At 63.2% G+C, this 25497-nt stretch carries 15 protein-coding genes; 12 read left to right on the top strand and 3 right to left on the bottom strand.

Annotated elements, in window-relative coordinates:
• Positions 1-880: integrase core domain-containing protein (locus NKH12_RS09090; protein ID WP_352952791.1), on the top strand; the 880-nt coding region annotated here is incomplete at its 5' end.
• Here NKH12_RS09090 and hutC read toward each other — a convergent pair.
• Together hutC and NKH12_RS09080 are read right to left on the bottom strand one after the other, a co-directional pair.
• Complete coding sequence (gene hutC / locus NKH12_RS09085) at positions 826-1560, bottom strand: histidine utilization transcriptional repressor HutC (RefSeq protein ID WP_352952790.1); 735 nt, start codon at positions 1558-1560, stop codon at positions 826-828. The genes NKH12_RS09090 and hutC overlap by 55 nt on opposite strands.
• 2 nt (positions 1561-1562) lie before the next feature.
• A complete protein-coding gene (locus tag NKH12_RS09080; RefSeq protein ID WP_352952789.1) occupies positions 1563-2915 on the bottom strand; it encodes a formimidoylglutamate deiminase in 1353 nt (450 codons plus the stop codon).
• A 100-nt stretch (positions 2916-3015) separates the two neighbouring features.
• On the opposite strand from NKH12_RS09080, the gene hutI reads away from it, so the two are divergent.
• The 10 genes from hutI (at position 3016) to NKH12_RS09030 (ending at position 23517) form a co-directional block, all read left to right on the top strand.
• Positions 3016-4251, top strand: a complete 1236-nt coding sequence (gene hutI / locus NKH12_RS09075) for an imidazolonepropionase (protein ID WP_352952796.1) — start codon at positions 3016-3018, stop codon at positions 4249-4251.
• Complete coding sequence (gene hutH / locus NKH12_RS09070) at positions 4248-5783, top strand: histidine ammonia-lyase (protein ID WP_352952788.1); 1536 nt, start codon at positions 4248-4250, stop codon at positions 5781-5783. Before hutI ends, hutH begins: the two co-directional genes overlap by 4 nt.
• A gap of 221 nt (positions 5784-6004) precedes the next feature.
• Positions 6005-6823: an N-formylglutamate deformylase gene (gene hutG, locus NKH12_RS09065; protein WP_352952787.1), complete on the top strand. Its 819-nt coding sequence runs from the start codon at positions 6005-6007 to the stop codon at positions 6821-6823.
• Between the two features lie 40 nt (positions 6824-6863).
• Positions 6864-8534, top strand: coding sequence for a urocanate hydratase (gene hutU / locus NKH12_RS09060; protein WP_352952786.1), 1671 nt, complete (start codon positions 6864-6866; stop codon positions 8532-8534).
• An 8-nt stretch (positions 8535-8542) separates the two neighbouring features.
• Positions 8543-9130, top strand: coding sequence for a HutD/Ves family protein (locus NKH12_RS09055; RefSeq protein WP_352952785.1), 588 nt, complete (start codon positions 8543-8545; stop codon positions 9128-9130).
• A 246-nt stretch (positions 9131-9376) separates the two neighbouring features.
• A complete protein-coding gene (locus NKH12_RS09050; protein ID WP_352952784.1) occupies positions 9377-17938 on the top strand; it encodes a glycoside hydrolase family 94 protein in 8562 nt (2853 codons plus the stop codon).
• Between the two features lie 359 nt (positions 17939-18297).
• Complete coding sequence (locus NKH12_RS09045) at positions 18298-20070, top strand: glucan ABC transporter ATP-binding protein/ permease (RefSeq protein ID WP_352952783.1); 1773 nt, start codon at positions 18298-18300, stop codon at positions 20068-20070.
• Between the two features lie 96 nt (positions 20071-20166).
• Positions 20167-20928: a heme ABC transporter permease gene (locus tag NKH12_RS09040; protein WP_352952782.1), complete on the top strand. Its 762-nt coding sequence runs from the start codon at positions 20167-20169 to the stop codon at positions 20926-20928.
• 225 nt (positions 20929-21153) lie between these two features.
• Entirely contained in the window at positions 21154-21840 is a 687-nt protein-coding gene (locus NKH12_RS09035; RefSeq protein ID WP_352952781.1) for an outer membrane protein, read from the top strand.
• A gap of 45 nt (positions 21841-21885) precedes the next feature.
• Positions 21886-23517 carry a tetratricopeptide repeat-containing sulfotransferase family protein gene (locus NKH12_RS09030; protein WP_352952780.1) on the top strand — a complete coding sequence of 544 codons (1632 nt, stop codon included), beginning with the start codon at positions 21886-21888 and terminating at the stop codon, positions 23515-23517.
• Positions 23518-23551: 34 nt separating this feature from the next.
• On the opposite strand, the gene NKH12_RS09025 is transcribed toward NKH12_RS09030, so the two are convergent.
• Positions 23552-24610 (bottom strand): D-TA family PLP-dependent enzyme, encoded by a 1059-nt coding sequence (locus tag NKH12_RS09025; protein ID WP_352952779.1) that lies wholly within the window; start codon positions 24608-24610, stop codon positions 23552-23554.
• 139 nt (positions 24611-24749) lie between these two features.
• On the opposite strand from NKH12_RS09025, the gene NKH12_RS09020 reads away from it, so the two are divergent.
• The gene (locus tag NKH12_RS09020) at positions 24750-25436 is read left to right on the top strand and encodes a D-lyxose/D-mannose family sugar isomerase (protein ID WP_107647282.1); all 687 of its coding nucleotides are present in this window, start codon (positions 24750-24752) and stop codon (positions 25434-25436) included.
• The last annotated feature ends 61 nt before the right edge of the window (positions 25437-25497 follow it).

The following is a 25497-nucleotide window of genomic DNA, read 5'->3' as shown; positions in this document are numbered from 1 at the left end:
CCATGTGCCATTGCGCGCCGGGCGGCTGCATCCGTTGACCGTGCTCGACGATCATTCGCGCTTCTCGCTGGTGCTGGAAGCTTGCCCCGACCAGACCACCGAAACTGTCAAAACCCGCCTGATCGCCGCCTTCCGGCGCTACGGCCTGCCGTGGCGCATCGCCACCGACAACGGCCCACCCTGGGGCGACGGTGGCCGCAACAACTTCACCATGCTCGGCGTCTTGCTGATCGAGAACGGCATAACGATCGGCCATTCCAGACCCTGCCACCCACAGACGCTGGGCAAGGAGGAGCGCTTCCACCGCACGCTTAAGGCCGAGGCGCTGCAGGGACCACCCTTCGACAGCCTGCAGGCGGCACAGCGCGCCTTCGATGCCTGGCGTCACATCTACAACGCCGAGAGGCCGCACCAGGCCATTGCGGACGCTGTGCCGCTCGACCGCTATCGGGTTTCGGCGCGCGACTTCGCCGATGCGGTCCAGCCATTCGAATACGCGCCCGGCGACCAGGTCCGCAGAATCCAGCAGAAGGGCACAACTTCGCTGTTCGGACACGCCGTCAAGATCTGCAAGGCGTTTGCCGGCAAGGCCGTCGCCTTCCGCCCTACCGAAACCGACGGCGTCTTCGATGCCTACTTCCGTCATCAGAAAATCCAAACCATCGACCTCAACGTAAGCCAACGGGGAGGGTCGGCGAGTAATCGGAGCGAAGCGGAGATTGCGAGACGGGGTGGGGTCGGCGGGGTTGCACCGACCCCCCCCCGCGTCACAAAATGCCGCCATGCGGCATTTTCCTCCGCGACCCTCCCCCTCGAGGGGGAGGGTTACCCCTGCGACGGCGTAAACCTTGCCACTAGCGTGTGGCTCTCGGCCGCATAGGTGAAACGGACGTGAGTGACGGGGTGCTCGGCGCTCCATGTCCGCCGCTCGACCACCAGGCACGATGCGCCGGACTCGATATCGAGTGCGGCCGCAATGTGTTTATCGGCGGCGATGGCGCGGATGCGGTGCTCGGCGGCACTCCACGGCACGCGGGCGATCAGCCACGGCCCAGGTGCGATGGCAAGAAATTCCTCGTCGCCGGCCTCGGCCACGGCGGCCAGGTTGATTAGCCGCTGTTCGTGGGCGAACGGCCGCTGGCCGGCGAAATGCCGGCATTCCAGCGCCAGCACAGGTCCGGCAGCGTCGAGTTCCAGCAAGGCGCGATCCTCCGCACTGCTGCGCCTTTTGTGTCGCGCCACACGCTCGTAGCGATAGGGCAGGCCAAGCGCCTCGACCTCGATCCTGATGTCGTGGATTTCCAGCACCGCGGCTTGCGAATGCGGCCGCCGGACAAAACTGCCGGAGCGGCGGCGGCGCTCGATAAGCCCGGCCTTGGCAAGCTGCGACAGCGCCTTGTTCACCGTCATACGGGAACATTTGTACTCGGCCGACAGTTCGTGCTCGAACGGTATGCGGTGGCCGGGCGCCCAAGCGCCGGACAGGATCCGTTCGCTGATGTCGGACAGGATGCGCTGATGCAGCGAGAGAGGCTCGCCGACGTCCATTGTTCCGGTCATGCTCACGCCGCGAGTTCCGTCATCACCTTGCGAAAACGCTCGGCAACGGCATGGCGCCTTGTGTGCCTGCCGCCGCTGACCAGTTTCTTGCCATGCACCCAGACACAATCGACCTTGGTACCGTTGGCGAAGATCCAGGCGTCGAGCACTGCATCGCCCGTCTTGCCGGCAAGCGACGGGTGCTTGCCATCGAGCGAGATGAAATCGGCTGGGGCACCCGCGGCGATCCGCGAGGGGCCTGCGCCAAGCGCCGCGCTGCCGCCGTCGAGCGCTGCATCGAACAAAGCGCGGCCGGTCGAACCGCCGGCGACCGCCAGCAGGTTGCGGGCGCGGTGGGCGAGGCGCTGCGAATATTCGAGCTGCCGCAATTCGTCCGGCAGGCCGATCAGCACGTTGGAATCGGAGCCGACGCCGAAGCGGCCGCCATGTTGCGTGAACAGGGGCGCGGCAAAGGTGCCGTCGCCGAGATTGGCCTCTGTGATTGGGCAGAGGCCGGCGATTGCCCCGCTTTTCGCCATGGCCGCCGTCTCGGTCTCGGTCATGTGGGTAGCGTGGATCAGGCACCAGCTTTTATCGACCTTGGCATTGGCGAGCAGCCATTCGACCGGTCGCGCCCCGGACCAGGCAAGGCAGTCCTCGACCTCCTTCACTTGCTCGGCGACATGGATGTGGATCGGCCCGTCCGGCGTCATTGCGGTAACTGAGGCGAGTTCCTCCGGCGTCACGGCGCGCAGACTATGCGGAGCGACGCCAACGACGCCCTGATTCAAGGTGCGAACGCATTCCTGGCATTTCTCAACAAGCCGCGAGAACCGATTCACATCGTTGATGAATCGCCGCTGGCCTTCATTCGGCGCAGCGCCGCCGAAGGAGGAATGGGCATAGAAGACCGGCAGCAGCGTCAGCCCGATGCCGGTGTCGGCAGCCGCGGCAGTGATGCGTTCGGCCATTTCCGCGATGTTGGCGTAGGGCTGGCCGTCGCGTTCGTGATGCAGATAGTGAAACTCGCCGACGCGTGAGAACCCTGCCTCCAGCATCTCGACATAGAGCTGCGCGGCAACCGCCTCGACCTGGTCCGGCGTCATCGACAGCGCGAAGCGGTACATCACCTCGCGCCAGCTCCAGAAACTGTCGGCGGAAGGGCCGCGCAGCTCGGCAAGGCCGGCTATGCCGCGCTGGAAGGCGTGGCTGTGCAGGTTCGGCATGCCTGGCAGGAGGATGGCATGGCGTTCGTCGCCGGGCTGGGATGCGGTGTTCGGCTCGACCGTGGCGATGCCGCCACCACTGACGACGATCCGGGTATTGGAATGCCAGCCGTCGGGCAGAAGCGCCTGTTCCGCAAAGATCGCCGTCACGTTTTTCTCTCCGATTCCCTGTGTCCCGTGCAATGATATCACTTGCAGTGCATTTCAATATGTATATACATAATAGCCGCCGATTGAAACGGAAAAGATGATGGCTGGAGAGAGCAAAGATCGGGCAGGGGAGATTCGCCTCTGGCGCAATGCGCGTCTGGCGACCATGGCTGACAGGGCGGCCGGACTGGGTATCGTCGGAGACGGCGCGATCGCCGCGCGCGATGGCCTGATCGTCTACGCCGGCCTGGAAGCCGACATGCCGGCAGCGGTTGGCCAAGCCGCCGAGATTATCGATTGCGAAGGGCGTTGGATTACCCCCGGCCTGATCGACTGCCACACTCATCTGATTCATGCCGGCAACCGCGCCAACGAATTCGAGATGCGGCTGGCCGGCGCGACTTATGAGGAGGTGACTCGAGCGGGCGGCGGCATCGTCTCGTCGGTCAAGGCGCTGCGCTCTGCCAGCGAGCACGAACTGGTTGCCCAGTCGCTGCCGCGCCTCGATGCGCTGATCGCCGAAGGCCTCACCACCATCGAGATCAAGTCGGGCTATGGGCTCGACATCGAAAACGAGAAGAAATCGCTGCGCGCCGCGCGGCTCCTGGGCGAAAACCGTTCAATAACAGTTAGGACGAGCTTCCTCGGCGCCCATGCCCTGCCGCCTGAAGCGAAAGGCGACAAGGACGCTTTTATCGATCTGGTCGCAAAGGAGATTTTGCCTGCCGTCGCCGACGAGGGCCTGGCCGACGCGGTCGATGGGTTTTGCGAGGGCATCGCCTTTTCGCCCGAGCAGATTTCTCGCGTGTTCGACGCGGCGAAGGCGCTAAGTCTGCCGGTAAAGCTCCACGCCGACCAATTGTCCAATCTGCATGGGGCGGAACTCGCCGCGCGCTATGGCGCCCTGTCGGCCGACCATCTCGAATACACTGACGAGGCGGGTGCGGCGGCGATGGCCAAGGCAGGAACCGTGGCGACGATCTTGCCCGGCGCCTACTATTTCATCCGTGAGACCAAGAAGCCGCCGATCGGCCTGTTTCGCCAGTATGGCGTCAGGATGGCGGTCGCCACCGACTGCAATCCTGGCACGTCGCCGCTGACCTCGCTGCTGCTGACCATGAACATGGCGGCCACTTTGTTCGGTCTGACTGTTGACGAATGCCTTGCCGGTGTCACCCGCGAGGCCGCCCGAGCGTTAGGACTGCTCGGACAGACCGGCACGCTGGAGGCTGGAAAATCAGCCGACCTTGCGATCTGGAACATCGAGCGTCCGGCCGAACTCGTCTATCGCATGGGCTTCAACCCGCTGCATGCTCGCATCTGGAGAGGACAATGAGCCAACTCAAACTCAAGCCGGGCAACACAACGCTGGCCGACTGGCGCGAAATCTATAGTGGCGCCGTGCCGAAGCTGGACCCTGCCTGCCGGCCGAAGATCAAGGCCAGCGCCGAGGCGGTTGCGCGGATCGTCGCCAGGGGTGAGCCGGTCTATGGCATCAACACCGGTTTCGGCAAATTGGCCAGCGTCCGCATTCCCGCCGCCGACCTCGAGACACTTCAACGCAACATCGTGCTGTCGCATGCCGCCGGTGTCGGCGGGCCGATGCCGGTTGCGATCACTCGGCTGATGATGGCGCTGAAGCTGGCCAGCCTGGCGCAGGGCGCCTCCGGTGTGCGGCCGCAGACCATCGAATTGCTGGAAGCGATGCTAGCCAATGACGTCATTCCGGTGGTCCCGGCGCAAGGCTCTGTCGGTGCATCCGGCGACCTTGCGCCGCTGTCGCATATGACGGCGGTGATGATCGGCGTCGGCGAGTGTTTTACCCCGCATGGTCGGTTCCCGGCCAAGGTCGCCTTTGTCTCGCACGGGCTGGAGCCAGTGACATTGGGCGCCAAGGAAGGGTTGGCGCTGCTCAACGGCACGCAGTTCTCGACCGCCTACGCGTTGGCCGCCCTGTTCGACGCTGAAGTGCTTTATCAGTCGGCGCTCGTCGCCGGTGCGCTTTCGACCGATGCCGCCAAAGGCTCCGACGCCCCCTTCGATCCGCGCATCCATCTGCTCAGGAAGCATCCTGGCCAGATCGAGACGGCAGAGGCGCTGCGCAATCTAATGGCCGGCAGCTCCATTCGTGAATCGCACCGAGTCGGCGACGAGCGCGTGCAGGATCCGTACTGCCTCCGCTGCCAGCCGCAGGTGATGGGCGCGGCCCTCAGCGTGCTGCGCCAGGCCGCCGACACGCTGGGCACCGAAGCCAACGGCGTCACCGACAATCCGCTGATCTTCGCCGAGGACGACACAGCACTTTCCGGTGGCAATTTCCACGCCGAGCCGGTGGCTTTTGCCGCCGACATGATCGCACTCGCCGTATGCGAGATCGGCTCGCTGTCGGAACGGCGCATTGCCATGCTGGTCGACCCGGCGCTGTCGGGCATGCCGGCTTTCCTGACGCCGAAGCCCGGCTTGAATTCCGGCTTCATGATCCCGCAGGTGACGGCGGCAGCACTCGTCTCGGAAAATAAGCAGAAGGCCTATCCGGCCAGCGTCGATTCGATCCCGACCTCTGCCAATCAGGAAGACCACGTCTCGATGGCAGCGCATGGCGCGCGCCGGCTGATCGGCATGGTCGAGAATGCGACGGCCGTCATCGGCATCGAATTGCTGGCCGCAGCGCAAGGCTGCGATTTCCATGCGCCGCTGGCATCGAGTGCGCCGCTCGAAGCGGTGCGCAGGCTGGTCAGGGCCGAAGTGCCGCATCTCGACAATGATCGGCATTTCCACCCCGACATGGAAAAGGCCATTGCCATGGTGCGCAGCGGCGCTGCCGTGAAGGCAGCGGGCGCGGTGGCACTGCCGGGGATTGCGTCGTGACAGCGCACACCTCGATAGGCCGAGTTCCTTCGCGCCCCCCTCTGTCCTGCCGGACATCTCCCCCACGAGGGGGGAGATCGGCCGTCAACGAGGCTTTCGCCAATCTCCAACATTCCAGGACTGAGCAAGGCGCCGCAGCTGCCAATCTCCCCCCAAGTGGGGGAGATGTCCGGCAGGACAGAGGGGGGGCGACGTAGAGTGCCAAGGCAGGGAGATCTCTCATGACTCTACCCTCCTGGCTCACCGTCACCCAAGGCACGGCGCCCCTGCTGGTCTCGATCCCGCATACCGGCGTCGATCTCGCCGGCCTTGACGACCGGCTGGTTTCGCCGTGGCTCGGCCGCCGCGACGCCGACTGGTGGGTCGACAAGCTCTATGATTTCGCCGAAAGCCTCGGCGCGACGGTGGTGCATACGGCGATCTCGCGCACCGTCATCGACGTCAATCGTGACCCGTCCGGCGCCTCGCTCTATCCCGGCCAGGCGACCACCGGGCTCTGCCCGACCGAGACCTTCGATGGCGATCCGCTCTATCGCGCCGGGGAAGAGCCTGGGCCGTCGGAGATCGATGAGCGCGGCGAGAGATATTTCGTACCCTATCATGCCGCCTTGCAGGCCGAAATCGACAGGCTTCGCGCCCTGCACCAGAAGATCGTCGTCTATGACTGCCATTCGATCCGTTCGGTGCTGCCGCGCCTGTTCGAAGGCACGCTGCCGGTGTTCAATCTCGGCACCAATGACGGCAAGAGCGCCGATCCGGCCTTGCAGGCGATGGTCGGCCAGATCCTCGCAGAGACCGGCGAAAGCTACGTCGTCAACGGCCGCTTCAAGGGCGGCTGGATCACGCGCCATTTCGGCCAGCCGCAGAACAACGTCCACGCGCTGCAGATGGAACTGTCCAACCGCGGCTATATGCGCGAGCCCGAGGGCAAGGGGACGCCCGATAATTGGCCGGTGCCTTACGACCCCGCATTCGCCGCGCCGATCCGCGCCACGCTGAAGCGGATTCTGGAAAGCGCGATTGCCTGGGCCGGGCGCTGACGCTCCGCCGCGCAGCTTATTCGAAAGGAAAAGTGACGCTATGACCGATCCTCGCCATAACATCCGCGAAGTCCGCAGCCCGCGCGGCAGCCAGCTCAATGCACGTTCCTGGCTGACGGAAGCGCCGTTGCGCATGCTGATGAACAATCTCGATCCCGACGTCGCCGAAAACCCCAACGAACTGGTTGTCTATGGCGGCATCGGCCGGGCGGCGCGCACCTGGAACGACTTTGATCGCATCGTCGCCTCTCTGAAGACGCTTGGAGATGACGAGACGCTGCTGGTGCAGTCGGGCAAGCCGGTCGGCGTGTTCCGGACGCATACCGATGCGCCGCGCGTGCTGATCGCCAATTCCAACCTCGTGCCGCACTGGGCGACATGGGAGAAGTTCAACGATCTCGATAAGAAGGGCCTGATGATGTACGGCCAGATGACGGCCGGTTCGTGGATCTACATCGGCACGCAAGGCATCGTGCAGGGCACCTACGAGACCTTCGTCGAGGCTGGCCGCCAGCATTACGGCGGCAACCTCAGGGGCAAATGGATCCTGACCGGCGGCCTCGGCGGCATGGGCGGCGCCCAGCCGCTGGCCGCGGTGATGGCCGGCGCCTGCTGCCTGGCGATCGAATGCGATCCCGACCGTATCGATTTCAGGCTGCGCACCCGCTATGTCGACGAACGCGCCGACACGCTCGACGAGGCGCTGGAAAATATCGAGCGCTGGACCAGGGCCGGCGAGGCGAAATCGGTCGGTCTGGTCGGCAACACCGCCGACATCGTGCCGGAACTGGTGCGGCGTGGCGTGCGCCCCGACTTGGTCACCGACCAGACGTCGGCGCATGATCCGCTCAACGGCTATCTGCCCAAGGGCTGGTCGCTCGCCGAATGGCGCGAGAAGCGTACCAGCGACCCGAAGGCGGTCGAAAAGGCAGCGCGCGCGTCCATGCGCGAACATGTCGAGGCGATGGTGGCGTTCTGGAATGCCGGCGTGCCGACGCTCGACTATGGCAACAACATCCGTCAGGTGGCGAAAGAGGAAGGGCTCGAGAACGCCTTTGCCTTCCCGGGTTTCGTGCCGGCCTATATCCGACCGCTGTTTTGCCGCGGCATCGGCCCGTTTCGCTGGGCAGCCCTCTCAGGCGATCCTGAGGACATCTACAAGACCGACGCCAAGGTGCGCGAGCTGACGCCCGGCAACACCCATCTGCACAACTGGCTCGACATGGCGCGCGAGCGTATCGCCTTCCAGGGTCTGCCGGCGCGCATCTGCTGGGTCGGTCTCGGCGACCGCCACCGGCTCGGCCTCGCCTTCAACGAGATGGTGGCGAAGGGCGAGCTCAAGGCGCCGGTGGTCATCGGCCGCGATCATCTTGATTCCGGCTCGGTTGCCTCGCCGAACCGCGAGACGGAATCGATGAAGGACGGCTCCGACGCCGTGTCGGACTGGCCGCTGCTCAATGCGCTGCTCAACACCGCCTCCGGCGCAACCTGGGTGTCGCTGCATCATGGCGGCGGCGTTGGTATGGGCTTTTCGCAACATGCCGGCATGGTCATCGTCGCCGACGGCACACGCGAAGCGGCCAAACGCCTGGAGCGGGTGCTGTGGAACGACCCCGCGACCGGCGTCATGCGCCACGCCGATGCCGGTTATGACCTCGCCATCGACTGCGCCAGGGAGCACCAGCTCAACCTGCCAGGCATTCTCGGCTGAGCCGCGCCTTGCGCATTCTCCGGGCAGCCGAATACCGGTCTATGCCGTGGAAGAACGGCGGCGGGGTGACGACGGAAATCGCCGTCTCGCCCGCAGGTGCCGCACTCGACGATTTCGACTGGCGCGTCTCCATGGCGCGCGTCGAAAGCGGCGGGCCGTTCTCAGGGTTTGCCGGAGTGGACCGAACCTTGGCCGTGCTGGAAGGCGAGGGGATTGTCCTTGATATCGCCGGCCGCCCGGCGGCTACGGTGACCAGGGCTTCTGCCCCGCTCTCCTTTCCGGCCGATGTGCCGACGCAAGCGGCGCTAATCGCCGGTCCGATCACCGACCTCAACGTCATGACGCGGCGCGGACGGATGCCCCACGCCGTCGAGCGCGTGGTGATTTCGGCCCCGACAGATATCCGGTCGGCGCCCGATACTACCCTCATCCTGTGTTTTGACGGCGAGATCACGATGGCCGGCGCGACGCCTGTCCGCATCGGGCCGCGCGACACGCTGTTGCTCGGGCCGGGCGCCCTGAAATGGCGCCTGGAGCCAGCCCGAACGGCGACGCTGTTCGTGATCAGGATCGAACGGGTTGCTGCAAACGATTAACGCCTGTTTCGAAACATGATCGCAACACCGGCGAAATATGCCGTAAGCTCAAGCCCACATCACGAAAAAGCCCGAATCCCTCCTTCGATCAAGTCTCGGCGGGAGCGAAGGGGTGATCGTCTGAAAGTTGGGGTGCGAAAACAAACTTTCGACCTGTGTTTCGATGCAACCAATTGCATTTGAATCGGTTTTAGGGACATTGCCGTGGCGGTGGCGCCGCTATGCGTCCCCCATGCGGAATTTTCAATGAATATTCAGACGGCCCCCACCCAAATGGAAAAGACGAGCGCGGGCTTCCCGGCCATCACCGAAGAGCCGATACGCTCCAATTTCCTGCCGGAAGAGCGCCTGCGCACGCTGGGTACAACCCTCGCCAAGGGCGACGTCAAAGATCTGTTCGGCCTGGAGCCGTTCGATTTCCAGCCACGCGTCCGCGACAGTGCCAGCAAGATCCTCGAAGTCTACCGCTCGACCAATGCCGCGCAGGCGAGGGGCGAGACGATCACACCGGCGGCGCAATGGCTGCTCGACAACAACTATCTGGTCGAGGAAACCATCTTCCAGGTCAAGCGCGACCTGCCGCGCCGTTTCTATCGGGAGTTGCCGACACTGAAGCTGTCCAACGGCGCCAGCGTGCCACGCGCGCTTGCGCTGGCCTGGACCTATGTCGCCCATTCCGACAGTTCCGTTTCGGCGACAATGTTCAAGGCGATCGTCGAAGGCTTTCAGTCCGTCGAGCCGCTGAAGATCGGCGAGCTCTGGGCGCTGCCATCGCTGCTGCGCTTCGTTCTGATCGAAAATCTTCGCCGGATCGCGGTCCGGGTCAATCGTACCCGACAGATGCGCCAGATTGCCAACGAGGTTGCCGACCGCGTGCTGGCGGTCGACGACAGCGCCGATCGTCAGGCGATCCTGTCGCACTACGTTGCCCATGCACAAGACACCACCTTTGCCACCCAATTGCTCTACCGCCTGCGCGACGGGTCGCAAAATGCCGGCAGGGCGCTGGAATGGCTGGAGGGCGAACTCGAAAAGTCCGGCTCCGATGCCGAGGAAATCATCATCAGCGAGCATCGCACGCTGTCCGGCGGCAATGTAACCACCGGCAACATCATCCGCGGCCTCAGGCTTATCAACGATATCGACTGGACGGTTTGGTTCGAAGATGTCAGCCGCATCGACACCTTGCTACGCGAGCGCACCGATTTCGCAGCGCTCGATTTCTTCTCGCGCGACCAGTACCGGACCGCGATCGAAGAAATGGCGCGCCGCTCCGATCGTTCCGAATTCCGCGTTGCCGAAAAGGCGATCGAACTCGCCGGCCATGCCGCTGTCGACGATACCACCAGCACCGGTCCGACCGCTCACACCGACGTCGGGTTCTTTCTGGTCGGGCCGCGCCGGCTGGAACTGGAAAAGGCGATCGGCTATCGGCCGACCGTCAGCGTCACGATCAAACGGGCGTTCCGCAAGACCGGATGGCTGGGCATTGTCTTGCCAGTGTTCGCGCTGACGGTCCTGCTTCTGGTTCTCTCCGGCAATGCCCTTGCCAGCCTCGGCCTGTCCATAGGGTCGATCGCGTTGATGCTGGCGCTGTTTGCCGTGCCGGCCAGCGAGGGCGCGCTTGCCTTCTTCAACACTGTCGTATCGTTGTTCCTGAAGCCCACGCGCCTCGTCGGCTACGACTACAGACGCGGCATGCCGCCCGAGGTCCGCACGCTGGTAGTGGTGCCGTCGCTGATCGGCTCGCGCGACGACGTCGAGGAGAACATCCGCAACATCGAAGTGCATCACCTGGCCAACACGGCTGACGAAATCCATTTCGCTCTGCTTTCGGATTGGCCGGACAGCAAAACCGAAATCGATGCGGCGGATATTGAGATCCTCCAATATGCTCGCGACGAGATTGCCCGGCTGAACGCCCGCTATCCCAGCGAACGCGCGCCGCGTTTCTATGTCCTACATCGCCGGCGGCTCTACAACGAATCCCAGGGCGCCTGGATGGGCTGGGAACGCAAGCGCGGCAAGCTGCACGAACTGAACCTTCTGCTGCGCGGTGACAGCGACACCACCTTTCTGCCGCTGGATGTGCCGTTGCCTGAAAACGTCATCCATGTGATGACGTTGGACGCCGACACGCGCACCACCCGCGATGCCGTCGCCAGTTTGGTTGGCAAGCTTTGCCATCCGCTCAACCGCCCGCACTACGATGCGGCAAAGCGCGTTGTCACCGCCGGCTACACCATCCTGCAGCCGCGCATCACCGCCTCGCTGACCAGCGGCGACGACGCATCCTTCTTCCAGCGGGTCTTTTCCGCCAATCGCGGCCTCGATCCCTATGTCTTTGCCGTCTCGGATATTTATCAGGACGTCTTCGGCGACGGCTCCTTCACCGGCAAGGGCCTCTATCATGTCGACGCCTTCGAAGCGGCGCTGAAGGGCCGCATCGACGAAAACACCATCCTCAGCCACGATCTGCTCGAAGGCGCCTTGGCACGTGCGGCGCTGGTCACGGACGTCGAACTGGTCGAGGACTATCCGACCCGCTATTCGGTCGACGCGTCGCGCCACCATCGCTGGGCACGCGGCGACTGGCAGCTTCTGGGCTTCATTCTCGATCCGCGCTCCGGCGTGCCGGCGCTGTCGCGCTGGAAGATGGTCGACAATCTGCGCCGCTCGCTGACGCCGATCTTCTGGGTAATGGCGGCGATCGCCGGCTGGACGCTGCTGCCTTTCACGCAGGCCGCGCAATGGCAGGCGCTGCTGATCCTCACACTGTTCATGGCGCCGACATTCGACATCGTCCACGCCATCTTGCCGAAAAGCGGCGACCAGACGCCGCGCGGCCATTTCTCGGCGCTGGCGCGCGACGTTGTCTTCGGCACCGCCCTGGTGGCGCTGAAGATCGTGCTGATGGCCCATCTGGCCTGGATGATGGGCGACGCTATCATTCGCACCCTCTACCGTTTGTTCGTCAGTCGGCAGAACCTGCTCGAATGGCGCACTGCCTCGCAGGCTCACAAGAACGGCGACAACGATCTCAGCTCCTATTACGGCATGATGTACGGCGCGGTGATTGTCGGCGTCGTCGGCCTCTCCATCCCTGTTCTGGCCGATTCCACCGGAGCTTTCGTCGCCTTCTTCTTCGCGCTGTTCTGGATCGGTTCGCCGGCCTTCGCCTTCTGGATCAGCCGCTCGGCCGAAACCGAGGACCGTTTGCGCATATCGGCGGCCGACATCCATGCGCTGCGCACGGTTGCGCGGCGCACATGGCATTATTTCGAGACCTTCGTGACGGCCGAGCATCACAATCTGCCGCCCGACAATTTTCAGGAAAGTCCGGCGCCTGTCGTGGCGCCCCGCACCTCGCCGACCAACATCGGCGTTTATCTCCTGTCGGTGGTTTCGGCCCGCGATTTCGGCTGGATCAGCCTGTCCGACGCCGCCACGCGCATCGACGCCACGATGTCGACCATCGAGAGCATGCCGCGTGAGCGCGGCCATCTCTTCAACTGGTATGATACGACGACGCTGAAGCCGCTCTACCCGCTCTACATTTCCGCCGTCGATAGCGGCAATCTCGCCGGCCATCTGGTGGCGGTGGCGGCAGCCTGCGCCGAATGGGCGGAAGCGCCTGCAGTCCACCTTCAGGGCGACTTCGAGGGTATCCTCGATACGGTGACGATCCTCGACGAAAGCCTGGCGGAGTTGCCTGACGACCGCCGCCAGTTGCGGCCGTTGCGCCAGCGACTCGCCGATCGCCTCGACGGCATGCGGCGCGCGGTTGAATCGATCAAGGCACAGCCCGAGATGGCGTCGATCCGCACCATCAACCTGGCCGTTCTGGCTGGCGAGATCCGCAAGCTCGCCATCGCTATCCATACCGAGGCCGCATCGACGCAGAGCGACATAATCGCCGACTGGGCGGCGAGACTGGAAGCCACCTGCGAAGCGCATGTCCACGACGCGCATAGCGACGACAGTGCCGTCGAAGCGCTGCGGGCCAAGCTTCTTTCGTTGCGCGAGCGCACGCGCCGCTTCGCCTTCGAGATGGATTTCTCCTTCCTTATGCGGAAGGAACGCAAGCTCCTGTCGATCGGCTACCGGGTCGAGGAGCATCAGCTCGACGAAAGCTGCTACGACCTCCTGGCTTCCGAGGCGCGGCTGACCAGCCTGTTCGCCATAGCCAAGGGCGATCTGCCGACGGAGCATTGGTTCCACCTCGGCCGGCCGATCGTGGAGATCGGGTTCAAGGGCGCGCTGATGTCCTGGTCCGGCTCGATGTTCGAGTATCTGATGCCGCCGCTGGTGATGAAGGAGCCGCAGGGCAGCATCCTTAATCAGACCAGCAAGCTCATCATCAAACGCCAAATCCAGTACGGCCGCTCGAAGAACGTGCCCTGGGGGATTTCGGAAGCGGCCTACAACGCCCGCGACCGCGAACTGACCTACCAGTACACCAATTTCGGCGTGCCTGGGCTCGGCCTGAAGCGAGGTCTTGGCCAGAACACGGTGATTGCGCCTTATGCGACCGTGCTGGCGGCGCAGTTCACCCCGCGTGAATCGGTGCAGAACCTGGCCAGGCTGAGGCGGCTCGGCGCCCTTGGCCGGCACGGCTTCTACGACGCGGTCGATTTCACACCGCAGCGCGTGCCGGAGGGCACCGACCATGTCGTCGTGCTGAACTACATGGCCCACCATTCCGGCATGTCGATCGCGGCCGTTGCCGACGCCATCTTCGAAGGACGCCTGCGCGACCGTTTCCACAGCGATCCGGTGATCGAGTCGGCCGAGTTGCTGCTGCAGGAAAGAGCGCCGCGCGACATCCCGACCGCCACCGTCAGGACCGAGGCCGACGAACGGTCGAAGGACGAAACGGAAGTCGAGAGCCCCGATACGCGCATCGTGCTCAACCCGCTCAAGGCGCTGCGTTCGACCAGCGTCATGTCCAATGGCCGCTACTCGGTCATGGTTACCGCAACCGGCTCCGGCTATAGTCGCTGGGGCGAGCTTGCCGTCACGCGCTGGCAGCCGGATCCGACCGAGGATCGGCTTGGCTCCTATATCTTCCTGCGCGACTCCGGCACCGGCGACTGGTGGTCGGCCACCGCCGAGCCGAAGCGTGCCACCAACGAAGAGGTGCAGACGCTGTTCTCCGATGACAAGGCGAGCTTCGTCAAATCGGTGGGACCACTGCGTTCAGAGGTCGAATGCATCGTCATCTCGGAAGGAAACGGCGAAGGCCGGCGGGTGACGCTCTACAATGACGGCCCGGTCGACCGGCATATCGAAGTGACTTCCTTTGCCGAGCTGGTGCTGGGCTCCGACGCATCCGACAACGCGCATCCGGCCTTCTCGAAAATGTTCGTAGAAACCGAAATCGCCGCGAATAACGGGGCGATCTTCGCCACAAGACGCAAGCGGGAAACGGACGAGCCCGATGTCACCTTGGTGCATTTCGTCACCGACCCGTCCGGGTCGACGCGCGACGCCGAGGCCGAGACCGACCGGCGCGCCTTCATCGGCCGCGGCCGCACCATTACCGAGGCCGCCGCCTTCGATCCCGGCGCCAAGCTTGGCGGCCATTCCGGCTTCACGCTGGATCCGGTCGCAGCACTTCGCCGACAGGTGCGCGTGCCGGCCAACAAGAAGATATCGCTGACCTTCTGGACTGCCGTCGGCGCCAACCGTGCCGAACTCGAAGATGCCATTGCGCGGCTGGATCATCCGGAAGCTTTCGCTCGCCAGGCGATGCTCGCCTGGACCCGCTCGCAGGTGCAGACCCGTCATCTCGGCCTCAGCCTTGCCGATGCCGCCAATGTGCAGAATCTGGCGCGCTATCTGATCTATCCCGATCCGTTCCTGCGCCTTCCGGCCGAATCGATCGCCTCCGGGCTCGGTAAGCAGTCCAGTCTGTGGCCGACCAGCATATCCGGGGACTTTCCGATTTTCCTGGTCAGGATCGGCGATGTCGCCGACCTCGAAATCGTCGCCCAGGCGCTCCGATTCCAGGAATATATGCGCGCCCGCGGCATGATGATCGACTTTGTCGTCGTCAACGAGCAGGCTTCTTCCTACGTGCAGGATCTGCAACGGGCAGTCGAGACGCTGTGCGAAAACAGCCGTCTGCGCGGCAAGGAGCTCGGACCCCGCCAGCACATCTTCGCGGTGCGCCGCGACCTGATGGACGAGACGACCTACAAGACGCTGCTCGCTGTCGCCCGCGTCGCCCTGCACACGCGCAACGGCACCATCTTCGATCAGATCGAGCGCGCCGAGGCCGCTGCGCTGCAAGCGCGGGACGCGTTGCAGCCGGCAGGTACAGCAGCGCTTCGTGAACCGTCTTCGCCGGCGCCACAGCCATCGGCTGCCCAAGCCACGATCGAAGGCAGTGCCGACGGCAGCGGGCTCAACCAGTGGAACGGTTTTGGCGGCTTCGAGGGCGACGGACGCCACTATGTCGTGCGTCTAGCTGGCCGGCGCACGACGCCGCAGCCCTGGATCAACGTCGTCTCCAACGCTTCGTTCGGTTTCCATGTTTCGGCTGAAGGCGCTGCCTTCACCTGGAGCCGAAACAGCCGCGACTATCAATTGACGCCGTGGGCGAACGACCCGGTCACCAACCGGCCCGGCGAGGGGATCTATATCTACGATCACGCCAGCGGCCGGGCGTTCTCGCCGCTGGCCGCCGTGGTGCGCGATCCCGCCATGACCTACGAAACATGGCACGGGCAGGGTTTTTCGACCTTCCGTTCGAAGCGCGGGTCGCTGTCGATGGACCTTACTCATGTGGTGGATTCTGTCGATCCTGTGAAAATCTCCCGATTGCGCATTCAGAATTCGGGTTCCGTGCCGGCGCGCCTGCGCGTCTACGCGTACGCGGAATGGGTTCTTGGCAGCCATCGTTCGCGCACGGCGGCGACCATCGTTCCGTCCAGGGATGCCGCGACGGGCGCGTTGCTGGTGCAAAATCCCTATGGGCTCGACTTCAGCGAGCGGGTCGCCTTCCTGGCCGCCGACAGCGCGGCACATTCGGTGACGGCCGACCGCGGTGAGTTCATCGGCCGGCACGGCACCAGCGAACTTCCGCATGCCGTGCTCAGCGGCGCCAGCCTGTCGGGCCGCGTCGAGGCCGGCGACGATCCCTGTGCTGCAATTGCACGCGACATCAACATCCCCGCCGGCGGCGACGTGACGCTGCTCTGGCTGCTCGGCGATGCAGCCTCTGCCGAGGAAGCCAGCGCGCTGGTACAGCATCATAGCAGCAAGGATTTCGATCAGCGGCTGGCTGACAACGAACGCACCTGGCGAGGGTTTCTCGACACCATCCAGGTCGAGACGCCGGACAAGGCGCTCAACGCTATGGTCAACCACTGGCTGCCCTATCAGAGCCTTGCCTGCCGCATCCGCGCCCGCTCCGCGTTTTACCAGGCGAGCGGCGCCTTTGGCTTCCGCGATCAGTTGCAGGACACGTTGGCTCTGCTTGTCCATGATCCGAAATTGGCGCGCGACCAGATCCTCAACGCGGCGCGGCGGCAATTCCCTGAAGGTGACGTACAGCACTGGTGGCTGCCGCGCACCGAGGCAGGCGTCCGCACCATGATTTCCGACGACGTGGTCTGGCTCGCCCACGCCACGTCACACTACTTGCAGGTGACCGGCGATACCGCGATCCTCAGGGAACAACTGCCCTTCATCGACGGGCCGCCTCTGGAAGAAGGCGAGCACGACGCCTTCTTCACCCCGGAGATCTCGAAGAAGACCGCTTCACTCTATGATCATTGCGCACGCGCACTTGACCTTGCCATCAAGCGCAGCAGCCCCGCCGGATTGCCGCTGATCCTCGGAGGCGACTGGAACGACGGCATGAATCGTGTCGGCGAGCACGGTAAGGGCGAGAGCGTCTGGCTGGGCTGGTTCCTGCTGAAGACGCTGGGCGACTTTGCACCTGTCGCCAAGGCGGAAGGCGATACCAAGCGCGCGCAAGCCTGGACAAAACACGCCGCCGTGCTGAAGCGGGCGCTGGAAAGCACGGCCTGGGATGGTGAATGGTATCGTCGCGGCAGCTTCGACGACGGCACGCCGCTGGGGTCGCGCGGTTCGCAGGAGTGCAAGATCGACTCGATTGCCCAGTCGTGGAGCGTGCTGTCGGGCGAGGGCGATCCGGCGCGGTCGACGACGGCGATGCAACAGGCGATGAAAATGCTTGTCGACGACGAGCTCAAGATCGTCAAGCTTTTCACCCCGCCCTTCTCCAGGACGGAACAGAACCCAGGCTACATCAAGAGCTACCCGCCAGGTGTCCGTGAAAACGGCGGCCAGTACACCCACGCGGCGACATGGTTCGTCATTGCGCTCGCCGAAATGGGGCGCACCGACGACGCCTACCGCTGTCTCTCGATGCTCAACCCGGTCAACCACGCGCTCGACGAGGCCGCTGCCGAGCACTACCGCGTCGAGCCTTATGTCGTCGCGGCCGACGTCTACGCCGGGCAAGGCAAGGGCGGCCGGGGTGGCTGGACCTGGTATACCGGCTCGGCCGGCTGGCTTTATCGCGCGGCGGTCGAGGGCATCCTCGGCATTGAGCGCAGGGGCGAGCGCATTCAGTTCAGGCCGAAACTCCCCAGCCATTGGGATGGTTATACAGCAACGCTCAAGGTGCTGGGGGCCGAACTCAGGGTTCGCGTCGTCCGCGACGCCAAGGTCAAAGCCATCTCGCTAGAGGTAGATGGTAAAAAGACGAAGGCATCGTCTTTCGAACCGAAAGCCGGCGATAAGGCTGAGGTGGTCGTCAGGATACCGGCGTAGTTCCAAGGATTTTAGCGTTTTTGCACGTCTTGCGGATGCGCGTTGTTTAAGGTTTCTCTAGAAATTCTGTTGCGCATGAGCTTTCCCAAAAGCCGATGCAGGCTTTAGGGATTCGTACATGACCCAGTTGCTGATTAAAATTGCGGCAGTGCTTGCAGCCTGCCACGGTTTTGCCGCAGGACTGACATTTTACCTTTTTTCTCAAACCGTTAGGTGATCACGACAGATTTCGCAGCGTCGCCATCTTTTGTTCGCGAATTGGGAACTGAAGGGGTACACGAGCATTGTTTCGCGACACGTCAACGGGTACGTGTAGAAAATGATGCAGTGCACAATAACAATTTGCCGGAGTAGCTAAAGTGTCCCTTCTGCAGATCTACTGGAGAGCGCTTGGTTATCTCGCTGCCGACAGGAAACGCGTAGCGTTTATCTGCGGGGCGAATGTCGCGCTGGCCATTATCGCCATCCTTGAGCCGATCATGTTCGGACGGGTGATCGATGCTATTTCGGACGGCGGCTCGGTCTTTTCGACGCTCGCCGTATGGGCCGGTATCGGCGTCTTCAACGTCGTCGCCTTCGTTCTGGTGGCGCGCGGTGCGGACCGCTTTGCCCATGCACGACGCAGCGAGGTTCTTTGCCAGTCATTCGAGCGCGTGATCACCATGCCGCTTGCTTGGCATCATCAGCGCGGCACCTCCAACTCCCTGCATACGCTTCTGCGCGCGGTCGAGACCCTGTTCAGCCTCTGGCTCGAGTTCATGAGGCAGCATTTGTCCACTGTCGTCGCACTGGTTCTGCTGGTGCCGACGGCGCTCAGCATGGATATTCGCATGTCGATGGTCCTGCTGGCGCTGGGCGCGCTCTATGTCGGAATCGGGCGGCTGGTGATGCGTCGTACCAGGGAAGGCCAGGCTTCCGTGGAGCGGCATTTTCACCAGGTGTTCGCGCATGTGAGCGACTCGGTCAGCAATGTCGCCGTGCTGCAGAGCTACAATCGCATCGGCCACGAGACCGACGCCTTGAAGCGTTATGTCAAGAATCTGCTTGATGCCCAGTATCCGGTACTCGACTGGTGGGCACTGGCCAACGCCCTGCACCGCCTGTCGTCGACCATTTCGATGATGGTCGTGCTGTTGATCGGCTCCTATCTGGTCATGCATGGCCAACTGCGTATCGGTGACGTCATCGCCTTTACCGGCTTTGCCACGCTGCTGATCGCCCGGCTCGACCAGATGTCGGCCTTCGCCAACCAGATTTCGGAAGCCAGGGCCAAGCTCGAGGAATTTTACCGCCTTGAGGACTCCGCGGCCGACGCCGCCGAGCCGGATGGGTTGCGCGACCTCGGCAACGTCACTGGTCATGTGCGTTTTGAAAACGTCAGCTTCGAATTCGCCAATTCGGGGCAGGGCGTGAACGATGTGTCGTTCGAGGTCCGTGCCGGCCAGACCGTGGCCATCGTCGGTCCGACGGGCGCAGGCAAGACCACGCTCATCAATCTTTTGCAGCGCGTCTTTGCACCGTCCAGCGGCCGTATCCTGATCGATGGCATCGATACCCGCACGGTGACCCGCAAGTCGCTGCGCCACTCGATCGCCACCGTGTTCCAGGATGCGGGTCTGCTCAACCGCTCGATCGAGGACAATATCCGCGTCGGGCGCGCCGAGGCGACCTACGATGAGGTCCACGCCGCCGCCAATGCCGCCGCCGCGCAGGATTTCATCCTGTCGAAGAGCAACGGCTACGACACGGTCGTCGGCGAACGCGGCGGACAGCTTTCGGGCGGCGAGCGCCAGCGTATCGCGATCGCGCGCGCCGTGCTGAAGGATTCGCCCATCCTGGTGCTCGACGAAGCGACCAGCGCGCTCGACGTCGAGACGGAAGACCGTGTCAAGGAAGCGATTGACGAATTGCGGCGCGGCCGCACCACCTTCATCATCGCCCACCGCCTGACGACCGTTCGAGATGCCGATCTGGTCGTGTTCATGGACAAGGGCAAGGTGGTCGAAATGGGTGGCTTCGCCGAATTGTCGATGCGCAATGGCCGCTTCGCCAGCCTGCTGCGCGCCGGCGGCCTGCTCAACGACGAGGAAGTCCGCCGCCTCAGCCGCGCCATCACGGACGAGGCCGCCTGAGCTCCTTCCCTTCTCCGCTGTGGGAGAAGGGAAGGTCCCGCCTGCGACACCACCACTCGATTGCCCCAAACGCGTCGCGGGTTTATGTAAAGCCGCATGAGTGACCTGACTTCACGCCTCAGCGGCTGGATGGATTTCGCCAACCCGACGCGGTTTGTCGGGTTGGCCGACAAGGTAGTGCCGTGGCTGGCGACCATCGCCACACTCCTCCTGGCCGCCGGGCTCTATATGAGCTTCACGGCACCGGAGGATTTCCAGCAAGGCATCACCGTGCGCATCATGTATATCCATGTGCCCTTCGCCTGGCTGGCCATGATGTGTTTCACGGTGATGGCGGTTTTCGCGTTGGGCACGCTGGTATGGCGCCATCCGCTGGCCGATGTTGCGCTGAAATCGGCGGCACCCATCGGCGTCGTCTTTACAGCACTCGCGCTGATCACCGGCTCGATCTGGGGCAAGCCGATGTGGGGCACCTGGTGGGTGTGGGACGCGCGGCTGACCTCGGTGTTCGTGCTGTTTCTGATGTATCTCGGCATCATTGCGCTGACGCGGGCACTCGACGGTGCGGCGCGCGCCGCCTGGGCCGCCGCAATCATCACCCTGGTCGGCTTCATAAACATCCCGATCATCAAGTTCTCGGTCGACTGGTGGAACACGCTGCATCAGCCGGCTTCGGTGTTCCGCATGGGTGGCTCGACCATTGACCCCTCTATGCTGAGGCCGCTGCTGGTGATGGCGCTCGGCTTCACCGTGCTGTTCTTCGCGCTCCACCTGATGGCGATGCGCACGGAAATCCGACGTCGCCGGGTCATTTCCATGCGCCGTGTCGCGGCGAGGCAGGCCGATAAGCTCCATTAGTGGGGCACCTGCTCGGCCGTCATTGGCCCCTCATTCTATTTCGCCCGACAGCCTCACGTATTCTGCCGTCAACATTATTTGTGACGGACCGAAGCAGGGATGTTGCAATGTTGCAACAGAGATTTCTAGAAGGTGGACCCTGGTCTCGTTTTCACTTGTTGACAGCTAAGCCTTGCACCAGAAGTGATGCATTATGTTTGCCTGTCAATATTCGTGGGGGTGGATTTGTCGACGAATGTACGTCTGCTTGCTGGTGTCTCCGCAACGGCCCTGATGCTCGGCTGGAATTCGGCCAATGCCGCCGACGCGGCGGTCGAAGTTCCGGCGGCCCAGGATCTCTGGTATGTCACACTGTTTGGTGGCGCCAGCTTCCCGAATCGCGTGAAAACACATGCCGATTACTACAACAACGACTTTTCGATGGACTTCGACACCGGCTTCGTGATCGGCGGCGTCGTCGGTAGGCGGATCAACGATGTGTTTCGGGTCGAAGGCGAACTGTCCTATGCCCGCTACAAGGCGAATTCGTATCAGGAGGGTGTAAGTGCCTGGCTTCCGGCTGACGGCGATTTGTCCGCTACCTATCTGCTCGCCAATGTCTGGGCCGACGTTGCTCATTTTGCAGATGCCAAGCTCTATGTCGGCGGCGGCATCGGCGCCGCCTATGTGACCGCCGACACAACTTGGGATGGTCACCTTTATGGATACGGATCTGGTGGGTGGGGTTTCGCGGGCCAATTGGGAGCCGGTGTCACCTACGCGCTGGCGCAGAATATCGACCTCGATTTCGGCTACAGGTTCAAGGCCGTCTCCGGCGTCGACTTCGATTCCTCGCGCGACAGCGATGCTGTATTCTCGAACGGCAAGTTGAATTCCCACAATCTGCAGCTTGGCGTTACATTCAAATTCTGATTGGTCACGCTGATTGCCGTGATATCCGGCGATTGGGGGTGAAGCATGCCACTCTTGCCACGCCGGCAGCCTGTCGGTCTACCGGCCATGGTCCAGGATTTTCTCCCGGCCGCTGGCGAGTCGGTGCTGGAGACGTTGCAGCGCGGCATCGACCTGCAGCGCCGCAAGCGGTTTCGCGAAGCCGAGTTCTGCTATCAGACCGTGCTTCGACGTCAGCCCAAAAATGCCATGGCGCTCAATTTGATGGGCACGCTGGCGATCGAGGCCCAGCAAAATGAGACGGCCATCGACTTTATGAAGAGCGCGGTCAAGCTCGAACCGGGCAACGCCATTTTCCGCAACAATCTCGGCAATGCCTACAACCTGATCGGCAACATAGAACTAGCGCGCAAACAGCTGAGAAAAGCGATCGAGCTCGACGGCCGGCTTGTCGAGGCATTGTGCAATCTCGGCAAATCCTACCGGAGCCAACTCGAGGGCGACATCGCCGAGGGTTTCTATCGCCGCGCGCTGGCGGTTGACAGCCAATCGCTGAAGGCGCTGGTCGGTATGGGCGACCTGCTCACCGACATGGGCCGGCAAGCCGAGGCGGTCGAATGCTTTGGTCGCGCCATCGCCATTGACAGGGCGAATGTCGAGGCGCTGTCCGGGCTGGCGCTCGCGCGTCGGGCCGTCAAGGGCGATCCAGCCCTGGCCTTGGTGCAGGCCCGCCTTGAATTGCCGATGACCACCGATCGCGAGCGGGTTTACCTGCATCACGCCGCCGGAAAAATCCTCAACGACCAGCACGAGTATCGCCTGGCCATCCACCATTTCGCCAGGGCCAAGGCAATCTCCGGCAATGATTTCGACATTGCCATGCACACGCGGCTCTATGACAGTTTCATCGAGACTTTCGACGCCGGTTTTTTCGAAGCGCGGCCAAAATTCGGCAATCCGTCCGAACGGCCGATCTTCATCGTCGGCATGCCACGTTCAGGAACGACGCTGACCGAGCAGATATGCGCCAGTCATCACGATATCCATGGCGCCGGCGAATTGCCGATCATCCGTTCATTGGCCGGCGAACTCGGATTCGACCAGCCTGATCCGGCGATTTTCGCCAGGGCCATGGCGGCGCTCACGCCGACGAAGGCGAGGGAACTTGGCTCGAAATATCTCGACCATCTCAACAAGCGCAACGGCAAGGCGGCGCGTGTCGTCGACAAGATGCCGCATAATTTCGAGCTGCTGGCCTTCATCAGCCTCATTTTGCCAAATGCCCGCATCGTCCACTGTCGGCGTGACCCGATGGATAATTGCACGTCCTGCTTCATGCACAATTTCTCCGATGCCCACGGCTACAATGCCGATCTGACCAAGCTTGGGCAGTATTATCGGCAATATGATCGCTTGATGCGCCATTGGGCCAAGGTCGTTCCGCTGGCCATCCACGACATGCCCTACGAAGAAACCGTGGCCGATCTCGAAACCCGCGCACGTGGATTGATCGGATTTCTCGACGTGGAATGGGACGATGCGTGTCTGCGTTTCCACGAGACCAAGCGCACAGTGCGAACGCCTAGCCGCTGGCAGGTGCGCCAGCCGATCTATTCGTCCTCGGTCGAGCGCTGGAAATTGTATGGCGATGCCCTCGATCCGCTGAGGGCTGCGCTGGGTTCGCTTGTCCAACCCTGATCCAAACGGGCGTTCGGTCAGAGCGACGCCAATATCACCCCATCCGGCCGCGCGCTGCTACCGGCAGCGTTTCAAGCACCTTGTCGCCGTCGATTAGGTGCACCTCGTCGAACAGATTGGTAACGACGCAGCAATGGTCGGGCACGACGCGCACGCGCTCGCCGATGCGAAGTTTTGTGTCGCCCGAAAGCGTTACATTGCCATGCTCTTCGCTGAGGCCGGTCACCCTGGCGCCGGGAATACCCAGCAGCTCGCCGAAATCGGCAAGCCCCAGCGTGTCGCTGGAGAGCGCCTTGCTGCCGGCGTCGAGGATGGCGCGCGCCGGTGTCGGGTGGCTGACCACGGTCGACAGCACCGTCAGCGCGCAATCGTCGAGGCTGCCGACGCCTTTGGCGACCTGGTAGCGGTCGAGATAGATGTAGGTGCCGGGGCGGTATTCGGTGACGACGCTGTCCTCGCCCGAGCGCCACATGTCCGGCGTGCCGCCGCTGGAAATGCGCTGGCATTCAAGGCCGGAGGCGGCAAGTGCATCGCGTGCGCCGGCAAGCCAGGCTTCGGCCTCCGCGGCGCGGCCTGCCGACGGATAGGTCATCAGCCCGCCGAAGACGAGCCCGTTGGCCTTGGCGATCTCTCTGGCCAGCGCCACCGCGTCGCCAGGCGACTGCACGCCGCAGCGGCCCATGCCGGTGTCGCATTCCACCAGCACCTGTAACCGGTGCCCCGGATCGGTGAAGGTGGCGGCAAGCCCGTCGAGCGTCTCCCCACTGTCCACCGTCACCGAGAGGGTTACGCGGCCATGCAGCGCCTTGAGCCGCTCCAGCTTGGCGCGGCCGAGAATATTGTAGGGCAGAAAAATGTCGGTCAGCCCGGCATCGGCCATCACCTCGGCTTCGCCGATCTTCTGGCAGGTGATGCCGACCGCGCCAGCCGCGACCTGCTTCTTCGCCCAGTAGGGCAGCTTGTGGGTTTTGATATGCGGCCTGAGCTTCAGCCCATGGCTGTCGGCATGGGCCTGGGCGCGGACGATGTTGGCTTCGGCGCGGGCGGCGTCGATCAGGATTGCCGGCGTATCGAGGTCGTCTATGCTGCGCATGGATTGTCACCCTGGGAATTTCCTGGATTTATGGCCTTGATCGGTCCGGATGTCATGAGGCCAGCATGCGGTTTACGTCGACACCGGATCGGTGTTCGGCTATGCGCTGTAGTCGCCGCCTGAAGAAGGGATCACGACCATGAAACGTTCCACCGTCAACGACATCATCCGTGATGCCGACACCTTCATCCGTTCGTTCGGTTATATCATGCCGCCCTTCGCCTATTGGTCGCCGGAAGAAATGAAGGCGCGCCGGCAGGATTCGTCGGCCATCTTCTCCTCCCGGCTTGGCTGGGACATCACCGATTACGGCCAGGGCAAGTTTAGCGATCTCGGCCTCTTCCTGTTCACCGTTCGCAACGGTCGCTACGAGGACATGAAGAAGGGCATGGGCATGCTCTATGCCGAGAAGATCATGATCTCGCGCAAGGATCAGCTGTCGCCGATGCACCGCCACAACATCAAGGCCGAAGACATCATCAACCGTGGTGGCGGCAGGCTGGTGCTGGAACTGTTCATGCACGATCGCGATGGCGGCATCGATCCGAAGGCCGAGGTTTCCGTGCCTGTCGACGGAACCATCCACAGGCTGCCGGCGGGCGGGCTCCTGAAGCTCGATCCAGGCCAGAGCGTGACGCTGCTGCCGGGCGTCTGGCACGCCTTCTGGGCCGAGGGCAAGGACGTGCTGATCGGCGAGGTTTCGACGGTCAATGACGATCTCACCGACAATGTCTTCCGCGAGCCGATCGGCCGCTTCGCCGACATCGACGAGGATGTCGCGCCGCTGCACCTTTTGGTGTCCGACTACGAGAAGTGGGTGGGTTAAGGCAGCGGCTTGAGAGGTCGGCCGATGGGTAGTCTTCCCAGTTCAACTGCTGATGAAACGT

The sequence above is a fragment of the Mesorhizobium sp. M1322 genome (genome assembly GCF_040318085.1).
Taxonomy (GTDB): domain Bacteria; phylum Pseudomonadota; class Alphaproteobacteria; order Rhizobiales; family Rhizobiaceae; genus Mesorhizobium.
This window is presented reverse-complemented; position numbering and strand designations above follow the sequence as displayed.